We start from the raw sequence: 16,088 nt of genomic DNA, 5'->3' as shown, positions 1-16,088 counted from the left end.
TTATATATTTTTTGTTTGTTTATTTTTTAAATACTTTAAAAAGAAAATGATTTGTGATTAATTTGTGAATTTATATTGATTTAAGTTAATTGTTGACAATATACTATATGTGTCGCGTTCGGTTATGTGAGTAATCAGGAGCACGATCTCGATGGGTAGTTTGCTTGAAAAAGCTTAGTTATGTGCTTGAGTCATATAACAGGGTGAAATGTGTAATCCTTAGTGGAGATAAAAGATGTCAACAACACGAGAACGATTCAATTTAAGTGCGCTTTCGTTAGCAGTCATGGCGAGCATTAGTATGCAAGCACATGCAGCTGAAAATAATAATAATAGTGAAGAAGAAGTCGAAGTCATTGAAGTATCTGGTATGAGAGGCAGTATTGCTAAGTCAATTAATGACAAGCGATTCTCAAAAAATATTGCGGATACAATTAATGCAGAAGATGTTGGTAAAAACACAGACCAAAATATTGCAGATGCTTTAGGTCGTGTAACCGGCGTGTCAATTGTCAGCCGAGATGGTGAAGGATCACAAGTTACAATTCGTGGTGCGACAGCTCAGCAAAATAACATTACGTTAAATGGTCAAACATTGACCTCTACAGATTTCAGCCAAGCTGTAGATTTAAGCTCGTTCTCAGCGGATATCTTATCTCGTTTAGAAGTTGTTAAAACTTCAAGTGCAGATCACGATGAAGGTTCACTTGGTGGTAGTGTTAACTTAGTGACAGTAAAACCTCTGAATACAAAAGATGACATTAGAACATTACAAATTCAGGGTCGTTACAATGATTTAGCTGAAGAAAATGATCATAAAATCCAATTTACTTTCACAGATAAATTTTTAGACGACACATTAGGTTTAGTTGTATCTGCTTACAATCAAACGAACTCAGTCCGTCGAGATCAATACCGTGTTGGTAACTTTGTAGAGTCCTTAGATTTTGTTGCTGCGACCGATCAAAATGGCAATGTACTAAATAATGTACGTGGTATCACGCAAAACGAAACTTTCTATGAATTACACCGCAATGAATCAGACCGAACAGGCTTAACCCTAGGCGTTCAATGGCTTGCGGGTGATGCGACAGAAGTTAATTTTGATTTAACTTACAGTGAACAAGATTATGTTAAAACGTTTGATGCAGTTAAAACTCGATTTGGTTCTAGTGCGGGTTTTGTTGAAGGCGATTTAAATACACCAAACTACTCTGCTGAATCACAAAGAGATGAGTATGAATCCCCGTTTACTGACCCATTTGCTGATTGGATTAGTGTTGATACAGATACAAAAACCATTACTAAAAACATAGGCCGTTTTGGTCAAGGTGATGTAATTCGTTCCGATGGAGGCGACGAGCAATCTAATTTAAGTGCTATTTTAGATGTTAAACACTCTATTACCGATGACTTAGAAATGAGTGTGAAATTAGGTCACTCGAAAAGTGAATCTAACAGTCTTCCGAATAATGCATATACCAATATGCAAAATTTTAACCAAATAAATAGCCCATTATTATACAGAGCAGGCGCTGATATAGTTGCGACTGGTTATGACTGTACAAGCGGCTTATGTCGTTTAGTTGCAGGCGATACTGTGAGTGATTTAGGCGAAAATATCACTAATGCTCCATACACTGATAGCGAAGGTGTGTCTCGTCCAGGTTGGTATGATAATACGAATGTATTAACAGGCTTTAACCCATCTGACACTAAAACCTTTCACTTAGGATTTATACAAACTAAAGGTCGTACGGTTGAAGATACAGCTAATAATTTCCAAGTAGATTTTGATTGGTACAAAGAATTAGGCCCGATTACATCATTTGAATTTGGCTTAAAATTAGCTGAAAGAGAAAAATTTGTTGATAATCAAGAGTATAGGTTTAACTCTGCAACGCAGACTGCTGTATTCCAAGATCCTATTACAGGTGAACGTTTTATCATTCAAGAAGGTGGCCTGAACGATATCCGTGCGGATTTAATTGCTAAACCAGGCGGTTTAGGGGTTGATAATTTCATGGAAAATTTAGGGTATGGCGACGACCCTGTCGCTAACGGTTTAACTCCAATTGATATTAAAACAGCTCGTGACCTAGTATTAAGTGCTCAAGATACAGTAATTAATGTTGACGATACTGAGACACGTTTAACCAATATCGATAGCCAAGCCTTATATTTTAAAACTAACTTTGAATTACTGGATGGCCGCTTAACAGGTGACTTAGGTGTTCGCTATGTTCGCACAGATGTTGAGTCTAAAGGCTCAGCAGGTGCCGTTTGGTATACACATAGAGATACTAACTTAGTTCGTGAATTCGACATGATTAAGTTAAAAGAGTTAAGAGATCGTTCTTTACCTGCATGTCCAGATGCGAATTATACTGATGACACGCCAGGATATGTGAAAAAATTTGGTCGAGTTGATGGCTATGGTTGGGATACAAGTGCTGGGACAGATCCAGCTACTTGGACTCGAATTCCAGATGCGGGTCCATGCTATGATAAAGAATATGCTGATTGGTTTGATATTAAGAGTGTCGATCCGTCAGCAACTGTTTACCCACAAGATTGGCCAGAACTAAGTAAACGTGCAGAAGACTTGCCTGTTGTTGATTGGAACTCAATGTGGCGTCATGCTGACATTAGTGGTACGCACTTCTTTGAATTTGGTAACTTAAGTGATACGGCAGCTCAGATAACATTTGATAATACATCTACGCCAGGCAAGTTTGATACTACGGGCTTTACTGCTAATCAAGTACAGGATAAAACAGTTTCAGCATATCCTGCATCTAACAGCCATACGTATACTAATTTATTACCGAGTTTAAATTTAAACTATGCATTCTCTGACGAGTTAGTTGGTCGCTTTGCTGTGTCAAAAACTATGACTCGGCCTGAGATTGATTCATTAAGACCTGGTTTCCAATTAAATCAATCACCTTATTGGTCTGGTACAGATTCAAATGTGGGCAGTAAAATTGACATGTTCAATACTAAATTGGACCCACTAGTTTCTAAAAACTTAGATATTTCTTTGGAGTGGTATTTCAATCCAACAGGCATGTTAAGTGTGGCCGTATATCACAAAAATATGACTAACTTTGAAACTATTAATTCGGGTTTATATCATATTCGTGATTTTAGAGAAGATGAGGGTCAATTAGATCCTAATTCTATCCGATTAGCGGAAGCTACGCTTGAAGACCAAAACGACGCTGATTTAGAAGGTTGCTTCGGATTAAAAGCGGTTGCTGATTATCCATTCGGTACAGGACCTGATAATGCAATTGGTTTAAGTGATGACTTAGACGTGTTATGTGATACGTTTGAGGTTAATGAGCGAGTGAACGGTGACGGCGCTAAAATTACAGGTGTTGAACTTGGTTATTCTCAAACTTATGACTTCTTGCCAGGCATATTTAGCGGTTTAGGTTTATCTGCAAACTACACATATCAAAGCAGTAAATATGATACGACTTCAGCTGATGAAGTTGAGTACCCTGTAGAAGATACACCAGAGCATAGCTATAACATGACAGGTTTCTGGGAAAAAGATGGTCACTCAGTTCGTTTAAGTTATCGTGGAACGTCTGATTCATTAGTCGGAATGGACTGGAATACAGCACTTCGCGGTCGTAACTGGAAAAGTGGTACTTTATGGAATGAAGGCCGTGATTCTTTAGATCTTTCAATTAATTATAAAGTTAATGACACAGTTTCAGTTAGCTTCCAAGCGGTTAACTTAACTGATGACAACTTCCGTCAATACTTTACTAGCCGTACCTTACCTGTATTACGTGTAGCCGCTGACAATGCAGCTGGTTACGAGTATCAAATGTACAACGAAGGTAACCCGCTAGATGGCGATGCGACTAAATCACGCACCTATGTAAATTATAAAGTAGGTAAAACATACAGATTAGGCGTTCGAGTTAACTTTTAAGAATAATTAAATGTGGGCGATTTGACGGTCGCCTACATAAATTGAATGGTGTAATACTATGAATATAATGAAAAAGTCTTTATTAGTAAGTGCTGTATTAACTGCACTTACAGGTTGTCAAGATGACGATAATTCTGGGATTGTATTCCCACAAGAAAACTTAGCGCCTTCTCAGCCAGGCGACATTGCTGTAACAGTAAATGAAAGAGACGAGCGAGTACGTCAAGTTTATTTATTAGGTACAGCGGCGGGAGAAAAATCTGGGATTAATGATAATGGCACACCAGATGATACATCTGATGATTTATCTGCTGTTGCAACGGATCCGAATGGTGATTTCTTAAGTGTTATTGACCTTCAATCTTCTTCTGAAGATCTGACAGGTTTTGAAATTAACAATGGTGTTGTTACCGTTCGTCCAGCTGAATTGAAACCGATTCTAGATGCCGGTGATGAACGCACAGTGACTTTCACTTATAAAATTTCGGATGGTGAACTAGTAACTGAAGAGCGAAAAGCTGTTATTACAGTTGTTGGTGACGAATCTGTGCCAACAGCAGAAGGCGACTTAGCCTATAACTATACAAAATCTTCTACCGTTGAGATGGTCGATTTATTATTGGGCGTTGAAGATTTAGATGGTGAAGATTTAACCATTAGTAACTGGCAGAAAGTAGGCGCTCACGCCTATGATTTAGACGTTAGCTTAGATACTAGCAACTTAACTGTCGATCTTGCAACAGTTAAAGATGCGGTGCCAAGCGGTGAGTTTGTACCTTTTACTTACAGCTATGATATTTCGGATCGTAAGAATACGATTACTCGTAATATTACAGTGAACTATCTTGCGGTAGAAAAGATTGAAGGCGCACCATTTTTCACTGACTATTTCTTGACCTTACCGGTTACAGAAAATACTAACCCTACTGATATTGATCTAACTATGGGTGCTGAAGATGACGACGGTGCAATTAGCATTAAAGATCTTCAAGTTGAAGGTATGTCGGAATTACCTAAAGGTGTTTCGGTTGAGGGTAATATTTTATCTGTCGTCCCTGCTATTTATAGTGATGATTTAGCGCCAGGTGAATCACAACAATATGTTTTCAGTTTCCAAGTTGAAGATGAGTCAGGCAACACAGCTGATGGCCGTCGCCGTTTAACTCTGACAATTAACGGTGCGGATAACAACTTATTACTCGCTCAGGGCTTTAATGCTGACTTTGAAGATGTGAATAAAGTGGGAGCAGTTGGCGAAAGCAATACGAATGACTTTGTTTTTGGTTGGGCTAACTGGGGCTGTCCAGTTAAATCGATTCAAGCAAGCTCAGCTAGAACGGGCGCGTATGGTTTCCGTTTAGAAGGTAATTGGTGTGATAACCGTATTCCGGGTCAATATTTTATTCCTGAATTAAAAGCGGGTGAAAAATATGTAACGTCTTACTGGATTCGTTCTGAAGAAATAGTTGGCGCAAATGGCAACCCATATGTACCAATTTATGCTGGTCCTGGTGACGGTCCTCGTTTTTGGGTTGGTGCTCGTTTTCAGAATACTAACTTGAATGAGTGGAACCAACACGTGCAATATATTGATGCGAGCGAAGCTAGTTTTTCTGCTCATGTCGGCAAACCGTTTTGGTTTGGCTTACTTAAATATGATGGTCAGGGCAAGCATGACATTGATGACTTAAGTCTGATTCGCTATAGTGCATTTATGCATCCATCATTGGATTTACTAACGAGTGATTATGGTTTATTTGAAAATAATGAATCCATTACAAGCTCAGGCGGTGTGGCTGAAATTCGCGACGTGGCAGGTGAGAATAAGTTATACGTAGATACAACAGGCGAAGCTTCTGGTGTGACTGTGAGTGTGCCACTTGAAGCTGGCAAAATCAGAATGAATCGTCATTATGTGGTTGAGTTTGATGTTGAAAATATTAACTCAGATGACAACACCACATTTACGGTTAATATCACAAACGGTGTTGAATCAATTACTATGTCAGGTGATGTAGAAGATGGCTCTGCTGAGTTAGTGATTGATGAGCGTATGGCGAAATCGGCATCTATTGACTGGTCTGCTGAGAATATGACTTTAGATATTACCTTTACAGGTACGGACACACAGCACTATATTGATAACTTAAGACTATATAGTGCGCCATAGTTGATGATTTAAGATTGATTTTCAATTAATGTAAATGCCGCTCTATTGAGCGGCATTTTTGTTTCTAGCATGGTGTAATAGGTGAGTTAATGGCAAAACCCTTACAAGATATTCTGATCCTCGGCGGCGGAACTGCAGGTTGGTTAACCGCGGGTATTTTAGCTGCGCGACATCAGGCTAAAATTCAAGCGAATCAATTATCGATAACGCTTTGTGAATCGCCAAATATTCCAACTATAGGCGTGGGTGAAGGCACGTGGCCGACTATGCCTAAAACATTGCAAAGTTTGGGAATTAGTGAAGCCGAATTTGTTAGTGAGTGTGATGCGTCTTTTAAACTTGGCTCAAAATTTAACGGATGGGATAGGGCGGATAGTGAGGATTATTACTACCACCCTTTTGAAGATATACACGCGAGCAAAGAAGGCTTAACAGCTGAGTACTGGCTTTATCTGCAAAGCAAAGGACAAGTTACAGATAAATATTCAGCCATGTATTGTTTTAGTGACTTGCTTGCCAATGCAGGTTTAGGTCCAAAAACGCCTGAAAATCAGGCATATCAGAGTGTGGTTAATTATGGTTACCATTTGGATGCGGGCAAATTTTCTAAATTCTTGACTCGGCATTGCACTGATAAACTAGGTGTTAAACATGTATTGGCTGATATCACGCGAGTTAATTTGACGCCAACTGGGGAAATTGATTCTGTATTAACGAGCAAAAATGAAAGCTTAACGGCGGATTTATTCATTGATTGTACTGGCTTTAAAGCATTACTTTTAGGTGAAGCACTAAACATCCCCTTTATATCCGTTAAAGACTGCTTATTTGCTGATACAGCGATAGCAACTCAAGTCCAATACGTAGATGCTCAAGCTTCGATTAGCTCTGTTACTCAATCAACAGCTCAGCGAGCTGGTTGGATTTGGGATATAGCCTTACCGACTCGACGAGGCGTTGGTCATGTTTTCTCTTCTAAATATACAGATGTGAATACTGCGACAGAAGATTTGTATCACTATATAGAAGCAAGTGGCTCTAGTACTAAAGATCTTAAACTAAAAGAGATCAAGTTTAACCCTGGTCATAGACAAAAATTTTGGCATAAGAACTGTGTTGCTGTCGGTTTATCGGCAGGGTTTTTAGAGCCGTTAGAAGCATCCGCTTTAATTTTAGTCGAGTTATCTGCTCAAATGATAGCGGATCAGTTACCACCGACTAAGACTTGTATGGAAATTAGTGAACAGAGATTTAATAAAAAATTTAGGCATCATTGGCAAAATGCGATCAACTTTTTAAAGTTGCATTATGTTTTAAGCCAGCGAGATACCCCATTTTGGCACGATAATCGGACTGTCGAGTCAATTCCTGAATCTTTATTGCAGATGCTTGAGCTATTTAAACACAAAGTCCCTAATGCGCATGATTTTGAAGTAGTTGGTGAGCTATTTAGCGCGACAAATTATCAGTTTGTTTTGTATGGTAATCAATTTAATACCCAAGTTGCTTTCGGCTTGAGTACTGCAGAAATTGATTATATGGCGCGGCATGTAACAGAAAATCAGCATAAAATGCGTCAATTTTTAAAACAAATGCCGACAAATAGACAATTGCTCGCTAAGATGGTCTCGCAAGCATAATAATTAGTTAATTCCGAGAAAATAATGACAGATAAAAATATTCAAATCGTTAACTTTCAATTGCATAGTGATTTATGTATTGATACTAAAAATTACGAAGCCGCTGAAAACAAAATGAATACGGCTTATATTGTGGCAACTGAAATCAGCACTTTATGCCATGAATACCCCATTTTTATTATTAAAAATCCAGATAATGGGCTGTTTCAACTTTGCGCTTTATTGGGTCTAAACTCTGGTGAAAATTTATATTTAGATAACGGTCAATGGCGAGCGAAATACTTGCCATTAGATGTGTTAAGACGACCGTTTCAGCTAGCTTTACCAGAAGGTTCTATGGATAACCAAGGGCAGGTTGCGATTAATATGGATAGCCCTCAGGTATGTGTTGGTAAGGGAGAAGCTGTGTTTACTGAAGAAGGCGAACCGACGGCTTATTTTAAACGGATTCAGCAATCTTTCTCGCAGTTAATGGGCGGTACAAAATTTACTAGCTCGTTATTAAAACAAGCAGATGACCTTGGCTTGTTAGAGCAAGTGACGCTAGATTATGAATCATCAAGTAAGGGTAAACAGAGTCTAAACGGATTATATAGCTTTAGCCAAGAGGCTGTTAGTAAATTAGCTGGAGAGTCATTAGAACAGTGTCATAAATCAGGTATTTTGCAAGTCTGCTATTTAATGCAAACATCTGGCATTCATTTACAGAAATTAGTTGAATGGAATGAAAAGCTTTAGTTAACGCTTTATTCGAGGCGGTAAGGTTGAAAAGGTCACGATTACGTGACCTTTTTTTATCAAATTTATTGTAGACTCGAGATAAAATCTTGGTCTTTATATAAATTTTCTAGTAGTTGTTGAACTAGTTTAGGGTAAGACATTTGCGCATTTTGGATCGCTATAGCCCCCATAAATGAAGACTCCCAGCTACTGTTTGCCGTAATGGTTTTTTTGAACAAGCTTTTTCCGTCTTCTTGGATCACAAATTCAACACTTATAATGCCTTCACCTGTGCTGATCCCTGTTGCATCTATGTCATTTTCAACAATAGTTGCTTTTAACTTTCTTGGCGAGAGGGGATTGTGCAACTGAGCTTTTTTTAGTTCTTCGGTAATTGCCGTTTCAATGTATCTACCATATGACTCCTCGTAAGGGGAAACGAGTTTGGTTCCTCTCAATGAGATTGAATTTTTTTTCTTATCAACTTTTACAGTATTTACATCAACATCTTTTTTTACTACTTTTAGTAAATTTACATTTTCAACTTGTGCTTGGTAAGAGGGAGCAACAATTGAGCAGCCAGATAAAACTAAATAGCAAATGCTAATCAATAGTAATTTAATTTTCACGGTATATCCTTATTAAATAGTGACTCTAAGTGGGTAAGGGATGAAAGCGTATTTCAGTTGTTTGTTTTCGATCATGGTATTTAGAGCATCTTTGATCATATTTGTGAATACTTCATCCATCGCTTTTTGCGGTGTGTTTGCCATAGCTGGAATAAACCAGATCCCAATCCAAGTTGTTAGCTCGTCTTGATTTTCTTTTACATAGATACTTTGATTATTTTGAGCAACTTCGGCTTTTAGAGTGTATTTATCGGTTGCTGCCGCAGGAATTACGCCAAAAGTAAATCCAGAAAGGAAGCCCATAACAGCTGCCGCGCCATTCTCACCATAATTATAAAAATGCAGTTTAACTACGTAATCAGCCTGGTCTTGTTGAAATAAATCGTAAGTGTAACTTTCGAATAAATTTGAATCGTCTAAAACCTTAGTTGCTATACGTTGTAACTCGGGCTGGACTTGATTTATTTCAATCGCATTAGCGTCATTAGGCTTACCCCTAAATAGCTTAAGGTCGACAACTACTTTAGGTTTTTCTTTGTATTGACTGACATCAGGTAACTTATCTATTTTAGCTATTTTATCACCCGGAAATGCTGCGCAAGCTCCTAATAATATTGACAATGATAGAGTAATTATCCTTATTGGTAACATGTTTTTTGTATCCTAATTGTTAAAAAAATGAATTTTAACTTGTCTCTTTTGTAAGTCAATTATTTTATTTGTGTGTTACCATTTTTCTGTCCCTAGGTCATTTTCTTTGGGCGTGAAAGATTTCAGGGCTTAGTGTAAGTAGCGATTTATGTACAGATCACCAATTAATGTGATCTCTATCACAGCTTGTAAACTAGGGAGGACTTAAAGCTGATCCTATAATTTTTAATTACGTATTGAGAGGTGTTAGCCAAACGTTATAGCGTTTTGTGTTTAACAAATACCCTAATCCCCAGTATTTCTGGGGGGTGAATAAAACAAAGGACAGAACTATGATTAAATATATTAATACCCTGTTATTGAGCATGCTTGTAATGGGTTGCTCAATAGATTTCAGTTCTGATGATGATCCAGAAATGGATGAATTCATGCCAAGTGTTAGCTATAAAATAGAGTTAACGGGCCAGCAAGAAGTACCTATGGTAGAAACGGATAGTGTTGCTTACGCCACTATCGAATACGATGCAAATTTGATGAAATTTCGAGCTTGGCTAGATGTTAGCTCAGTAGATGGTTATACCGCAGCTCACATACACCAAGGTCATATTGGAATGAATGGTGATGTCGCTTTCGCGTTTGCACCTAGCTCAGATCCTGACATTTACAAGATTGAAGAAACTATGTTAGACACTAACGCGGTTGAAGCAATGTTTGACGGGGCTTGGTATGTCAATCTTCATACTAGTGAGCATCCAATGGGAGAACTCAGAGGACAAATCCTATCAGACAACCACTCAATTATAACTTTTAAATTATCTGGCTCACAAGAAGTCCCTGCCGTAGATACCCAAGCTATGGGCTATGGTTATGCTAGCTATGATTCGGTTTCTGGATATTTAAATCTTAAAGTGATGACAATGGACTTAGCTTCCGCTTCTGCGAGCCATATTCATACCGGCCGAATTGGAGAAAATGGTGGCGTGCTTGTCGGTTTAGTACAGTCGACTACTGATACCTCTATGTGGATGACTCCAGACGATACTATGCTAGATGCAGTGACGGCAGCTGAACTTATGGCGGGTGGTCATTATGTGAATGTGCATTCTACTAACCATGCTGGAGGCGAAATACGAGGACAAATATTAATGGATAACTACAAGCTTGCCACTTTTGCACTGGATGGTGAACAAGAAGTGCCAGCAGTGGATACCAGTGCGATGGGCAGTGGTTATGCTTTAATTAATCTAGACAATAATCATTTAGAACTGAAATTAGTGGCATCTGGAGTTGATGATGCTAGCGCTGCGCATATCCACACTGGGCGAGTTGGAATGAATGGTGGTGCCGCAGTGAGTTTAATTCAAGGGACGTCTGCAAATATCTGGATGACACCTGACAACACTATGCTAGATAATGACACTTTAGCTGCTTTAATGTCGGGAGGGCATTATGTCAATATTCATACCCCAGCGAATGCCAGTGGAGAAATTCGAGGACAAATCTTAACCTCTGATTTTAGTCTGCTAACTTTTGGAATTGATGGTGTTCAAGAAGTACCCGCAGTAACCACTTCTGCAATGGGCGATGGTTACGCACTGGTAAACATGAAAGATATGTCTATAGAACTTAGAGCCGTTACCACAGGTGTTTCAGATGCGACCATGGCACACATACATAGCGGCACTGCTGGTAGTAATGGCGGTGTGGTTGTTGCATTAGAGCAATCTAGTGATGATATGAATGTTTGGATGACACCCGGTAATTCAATGTTAGATCAAGCTAATTTTGAAGCACTCTGGCAGGGTGGTCATTATGTCAATATACATACGCCAGCTAATGCCTCGGGAGAAATCAGAGGCCAAATCTTACCTTAGTAGTCTCCTTACATTAACAGATTAAGCTTTGGTTTAATCTGTTAATGTAATTCACGTTAGTCTCTTCTGTGTTATTACTTACCTTTTATTTTAGTCATCTATTTTTTTGCGTATTTGCTTTTTGAACAGTATTTTAATTCTTGATACCTCGGCTAATTGACATAATTCACTTAGTTAAACCTATATGAATTTTAAATTTATATAAAAATAAGTTAATATGCAGTATGTTTGTTAACAGTGTACAATTTTAGATTATGAATATTGAGCCAAAATCAATTCCCAAAAATAACATAGATCCGCATGGCCTGATTGTTGGTCATGGCGATTTTAAATATAGAGTAGACACAAATTGGGGGCGATTAGATCCGTCTAAGGTGCCTGTTGAAAACTGTCACGGTATGGCATTTGATTCTCAAGGCCGAATTTTTATGGTGACGGATAACGATAAAAACAACATTATTGTTTACAGTAAAGACGGCGAACTACTTGATGCTTGGGGAACACAGTTTCCAGGAGCACATGCAATTAAAATAGTGGAAGAAAATGGGGTCGAATTTATTTATTTGGTTGATTCAGGTTGGATATTAAATCGAAATTGGGATGGAGAATCTACCGATGATTGGGAATCACCATACAATAAAGTTATCGCACAAGCCGGTTTTATCGCTAAATTAACTTTAGACGGCAGAGTCTTATATACAATAGGACATCCACAAACCATAGGTATTTACCGTCCTGATCAAGCTTTTAGACCGACAGATATTGCTATCGCTCCAAATGGAGATCTCTATGTCACCGATGGTTATGGCTCTGATTATTTAATTCAGTATAACAATCAAGGGCAATATATTCGGCATTGGGGCGGCAGTGAGAATTCGGATAAGAATTACAATTTAGTTAATACTCATGGCATAGAGGTTGATTTACGTCAGCCAGAACAGCCGAAGCTGATCGTTAGTTCACGTTTTGAGCAAGCGCTAAAAGTGTTTAGTTTATCGGGTGAGTATATTGAAACTATCGAAACCCCAGGCGCTTATATTGGTGGGCCGGTTTTTCATTATGACCACTTTTTTGCACCTGTGTGCTGGTCTGATCTAGAGGGTAAAAATGTCGACGATTCAGGATTTATTGCAATTTTTGATCGAAACAACAAACTGGTGTGCAACCTTGGCGCGCAGCAGCCAGAATATATAAATGGCAAGCTACAGAAAATGTGCTCAAGCTGGGATATTTTTAACCATGTTCATGCTATCTGTGTCGATGAAGACGACAACTTATACGTTGGTCAATGGCGAGCGAATAATAGCTATCCATTTAAGTTGGTTAAAATAGATTAATCTCAACTCGATGTATGGACTCCACCACCCTACTGAAGTAGCGTGGTAGTCACCAAACCAAAGGAGCCCATACATAGAGTTAAGGTTAGATTAATTTTACTTGCCTCTTCTTGGATAAATTAAGAAGAGGTTAATATTTGGATACGCCCTTTCCAAAAACAGACTACAGAGCTGAAGTTAAGGGTTTTGAGCTTTAATTTGAGGCTAAAAAAATTAATCTTTAGACACTTCCTATGTCTAAAGATTAGTGTGCTTTGGGCTTATTTAATGACCAATTAAACGAGCCGCCAGCAGCGTTTTTGAATAGACCGTTTTATCGGTAACGATTAAACCTCAGCAGTTTCCTGCCATTTCAAAATTGCATCATCTTCTACTTTATGTAGTGGATGATACACAGCTTCATTTTCCTTAAATGAAACATTTCTCATTGCATTAAATGCACTGATCATTGACCACCTTGGTTCAGTTGAACGGTTTTGGTTTGATTTATGGAGTAAATTACAGTGGAAGAATAAAGTGTCTCCCGGCTCTAATTCAACATTAACCAGTTCGTGATGTTTCATGGCTTCTTCAACAAACACCATATCAGCACCTTTTTGATCACCTGTTTTATTGTGATTAATTCGACCAATATGATGCGAGCCTTTTAAAACCTGTAAACAACCATTTTCAATTGTCGCTTTGTTAATCGCAACCATAACGCTTACCAGTAAAGGGTAAAGCTGATAATTATCATTGTGCCAATAGCCAAAATCTTGATGCCATTCCCAAGCGCCGCCAACCAATGGCTCTTTCATCATAACTTTGGTGCTGGTGTGATAGACAGCTTCCCCTAGTATTTTTTCAACTGAATCAACCATACGGCGTCCTCTGGCAAACATACCATAAAGGTCATCGCCAGCGTCCTGCCATAAGCAAACTTTACTAACAGCGCCTTTAGCATCTTTTTTATGCCAAGCTCTGTCGTATAAAGAGTCATCGTTAAACGCTCTGTCTTGCAGACGTTTTACTTCTTGCTCGTTATAAAAATTTTTCGCTATGACAAAACCATCACGGTGAAAGTCATTAATTTGTTCTGCTGTTAAAATTGTCATTATTCTCACTCCTAACATTATCTTAGTCAATGAATACATCATGTCTAATGTTAACAATAATTTCAAGTTTTATTTTTATATGAATTTTATATTTTTATATGAATATTTTTTATTTGGGATTTATCTTAGGCAAAACAATTGATTAATGAAATATAAAAGGGATTTAAGTATGATGTTGTAATGCGTGTGTTGAGAGGGGTTTAGCTTGTCAGGAGCCGAAAAAACAAATAAATATGCAGTGCCTGCACTGGATAAAGGGTTAGATATTATTGAATATTTAGCTAATCAAGAATTACCAAAATCTCAAACTGAGATAGCACTAGGCTTAGACAGAAAGCCAAATGAAATCTATCGAGTGTTAGTGGGTTTAGAATCAAGAGGCTATTTATCAAGAGACGATTTGTCTGGCAAATATAGTTTGTCTTTAAAGCTGTATAATTTATCTAGATCGACCTCTCCAATCGATAAAATAAGGCAATGTGCATTACCCTTTATGGAAGACTTGGCGGTTAAACTTGGTCAGTCGTGTCATTTAAGTATGCTTTATCAAAGTAAAACCATGGTGGTTGTTCAGGCTCGAAGCCAAGTTCCAATCTCGATTAACATAGCAGAAGGAGCTGTATTCCCGACGCTCAGCACAACCTCAGGTAAAATTTTACTCGCTAATAGTAATAAAGCTGTATCGGATATGATTTTAACCCGAGACAAGACTTATAAAAAAATGACCAGTGAAGAGAAGCGGGATTTAAAGCAAGAACTCGCGGAGATTAGAACATCGGGCTACTATTTTTCTGAAAACTCTATGGCATCAGGTGTCTGTGATTTAGCTGTATTAGTGGGTCATCCCGAAGGTAAAGTGGTTGCTGCGCTCGCTGTATCTAGTTTGCATAATCCTGATAGTAAAGCCATTGACAATGAAACCATTAAATCGTTATTGGTTGAAGCTGCGGGTAAAATATCTAATCAATTAGGCTGTTAAGACGCTAAGTATTTTGTTCTGTGTTAGCCTAACCTTTAATGGCTAGTTCAATATTCGCTGGATGTGAGTAATTGGACTAAAATGTAAGTGCTTATTATCTATTAGCTTTTAGTCGCTTTAATTTTATTAGGGTGGAAATCTGCATTATTTAAATAATAAGCGACTCATTTATTAATCATATGAACAGTGAGCTTTGATTTGATACGCTTTTTACCAATAATTTTGCTGTTGTTCTCGGGCCTTGTTTATTCCGAGCCTAGTAATCAAACCATAGCTGAAAATACCCGTATCACTCATTTAGCCGGAGGTTCTGATTACTTTCCTCGTTTACTAAAGCTAGCCTTGGAAAAAACAAAAACGACTCATGGTAACTATGAGATTAAGGTAAAACCTTGGATTGCTACTAAACAGAGAATGCGAAAAATCCTTGCAGAGAATGAATATTTTAATCTGCTCTGGAGCACCTATAGTGAAGCAAGAGAAAAAGAGTTATTACCGGTTAAAGTCGACTTGCTCAAAGGATTAAACCAACACCGAATTTTATTAATTCATCCCAATACACAAAGTCAATTTGATCATGTTCGTAGCATAAAAGACTTAAGTGCCTTTACTGCAATATCTGGCGCATTTTGGCAAGATTCTATCATTTTAAAGCGTAATCAATTACCTGTTTTATTAGCACCAGATTTAGATAAAACGATTAGAATGTTTAACCTAAAAAGAGCTGATTATTTTCCGCGCGGTGTTTACGAAATTTGGCAGGAATTGACGCGGCCGGAGTTTGCAAACTTTGAGCTGGAGAAAAATTTGCTACTCAAATATGAAGCGGCTTACTATTTTTTTGTCAGTTATAAAAATAGAGCTTTAGCCGATAGATTGACGCTAGAGTTAAAACTCGCCCAACAAGATGGCAGCTTTGACGAGCTCTTTTTCAGTTACCCTGAGTTTGCTAAAGGCTGGGATAGCGTGGTTAATAATCAAAGACGAGTGATTTATTTAAACTAGCGTTATAGGCTTAAGGTGGCTGGCAGCTTAACTTGTT

The 16,088-nt window shown here is 38.2% G+C and carries 11 protein-coding genes; 8 read left to right on the top strand and 3 right to left on the bottom strand.

What is annotated here, in order from left to right; genetic code table 11:
- Positions 1-235 precede the first annotated feature (235 nt).
- The 4 genes from XM47_RS15385 (at position 236) to XM47_RS15370 (ending at position 8,500) form a co-directional block, all read left to right on the top strand.
- On the top strand, positions 236-3,952 hold the full coding sequence (locus tag XM47_RS15385; RefSeq protein ID WP_048694446.1) for a TonB-dependent receptor domain-containing protein: 3,717 nt from the start codon (positions 236-238) through the stop codon (positions 3,950-3,952).
- A gap of 58 nt (positions 3,953-4,010) precedes the next feature.
- Positions 4,011-6,122, top strand: a complete 2,112-nt coding sequence (locus tag XM47_RS15380; RefSeq protein ID WP_048694445.1) for a COG1361 family protein — start codon at positions 4,011-4,013, stop codon at positions 6,120-6,122.
- Positions 6,123-6,211: 89 nt separating this feature from the next.
- Positions 6,212-7,762, top strand: coding sequence for a tryptophan halogenase family protein (locus XM47_RS15375; RefSeq protein ID WP_048694441.1), 1,551 nt, complete (start codon positions 6,212-6,214; stop codon positions 7,760-7,762).
- A 24-nt stretch (positions 7,763-7,786) separates the two neighbouring features.
- Entirely contained in the window at positions 7,787-8,500 is a 714-nt protein-coding gene (locus XM47_RS15370) for a SapC family protein (RefSeq protein WP_048694438.1), read from the top strand.
- A 65-nt stretch (positions 8,501-8,565) separates the two neighbouring features.
- On the opposite strand, the gene XM47_RS15365 is transcribed toward XM47_RS15370, so the two are convergent.
- Together XM47_RS15365 and XM47_RS15360 are read right to left on the bottom strand one after the other, a co-directional pair.
- A complete protein-coding gene (locus tag XM47_RS15365; RefSeq protein WP_048694436.1) occupies positions 8,566-9,111 on the bottom strand; it encodes a hypothetical protein in 546 nt (181 codons plus the stop codon).
- Between the two features lie 12 nt (positions 9,112-9,123).
- Positions 9,124-9,732, bottom strand: a complete 609-nt coding sequence (locus XM47_RS15360; protein ID WP_149865533.1) for a hypothetical protein — start codon at positions 9,730-9,732, stop codon at positions 9,124-9,126.
- A 362-nt stretch (positions 9,733-10,094) separates the two neighbouring features.
- On the opposite strand from XM47_RS15360, the gene XM47_RS15355 reads away from it, so the two are divergent.
- Positions 10,095-11,636 (top strand): CHRD domain-containing protein, encoded by a 1,542-nt coding sequence (locus tag XM47_RS15355; RefSeq protein ID WP_048694431.1) that lies wholly within the window; start codon positions 10,095-10,097, stop codon positions 11,634-11,636.
- Positions 11,637-11,890: 254 nt separating this feature from the next.
- Positions 11,891-12,973, top strand: a complete 1,083-nt coding sequence (locus XM47_RS15350; RefSeq protein ID WP_053084588.1) for an NHL repeat-containing protein — start codon at positions 11,891-11,893, stop codon at positions 12,971-12,973.
- 326 nt (positions 12,974-13,299) lie between these two features.
- Here XM47_RS15350 and XM47_RS15345 read toward each other — a convergent pair whose 3' ends face one another.
- A complete protein-coding gene (locus tag XM47_RS15345) occupies positions 13,300-14,067 on the bottom strand; it encodes a phytanoyl-CoA dioxygenase family protein (protein ID WP_048694426.1) in 768 nt (255 codons plus the stop codon).
- A gap of 205 nt (positions 14,068-14,272) precedes the next feature.
- Between XM47_RS15345 and XM47_RS15340 the strand changes: the two genes are divergently transcribed.
- Positions 14,273-15,046 (top strand): IclR family transcriptional regulator, encoded by a 774-nt coding sequence (locus XM47_RS15340; RefSeq protein WP_048694422.1) that lies wholly within the window; start codon positions 14,273-14,275, stop codon positions 15,044-15,046.
- Positions 15,047-15,268: 222 nt separating this feature from the next.
- Positions 15,269-16,051 carry a hypothetical protein gene (locus XM47_RS15335; protein WP_149865532.1) on the top strand — a complete coding sequence of 261 codons (783 nt, stop codon included), beginning with the start codon at positions 15,269-15,271 and terminating at the stop codon, positions 16,049-16,051.
- The last annotated feature ends 37 nt before the right edge of the window (positions 16,052-16,088 follow it).

The sequence above is a fragment of the Catenovulum maritimum genome, assembly GCF_001050375.1.
In the GTDB taxonomy this organism is placed as follows: Bacteria; Pseudomonadota; Gammaproteobacteria; order Enterobacterales; family Alteromonadaceae; genus Catenovulum; species Catenovulum maritimum.
This window is presented reverse-complemented; position numbering and strand designations above follow the sequence as displayed.

Coding starts and splice junctions, on each gene's coding strand:
- XM47_RS15385 (WP_048694446.1), top strand. CDS start 236: ATGTCAACAACACGAGAACGATTCAATTTAAGTGCGCTTTCGTTAGCA.
- XM47_RS15380 (WP_048694445.1), top strand. CDS start 4,011: ATGAATATAATGAAAAAGTCTTTATTAGTAAGTGCTGTATTAACTGCA.
- XM47_RS15375 (WP_048694441.1), top strand. CDS start 6,212: ATGGCAAAACCCTTACAAGATATTCTGATCCTCGGCGGCGGAACTGCA.
- XM47_RS15370 (WP_048694438.1), top strand. CDS start 7,787: ATGACAGATAAAAATATTCAAATCGTTAACTTTCAATTGCATAGTGAT.
- XM47_RS15355 (WP_048694431.1), top strand. CDS start 10,095: ATGATTAAATATATTAATACCCTGTTATTGAGCATGCTTGTAATGGGT.
- XM47_RS15350 (WP_053084588.1), top strand. CDS start 11,891: ATGAATATTGAGCCAAAATCAATTCCCAAAAATAACATAGATCCGCAT.
- XM47_RS15345 (WP_048694426.1), bottom strand. CDS start 14,067: ATGACAATTTTAACAGCAGAACAAATTAATGACTTTCACCGTGATGGT.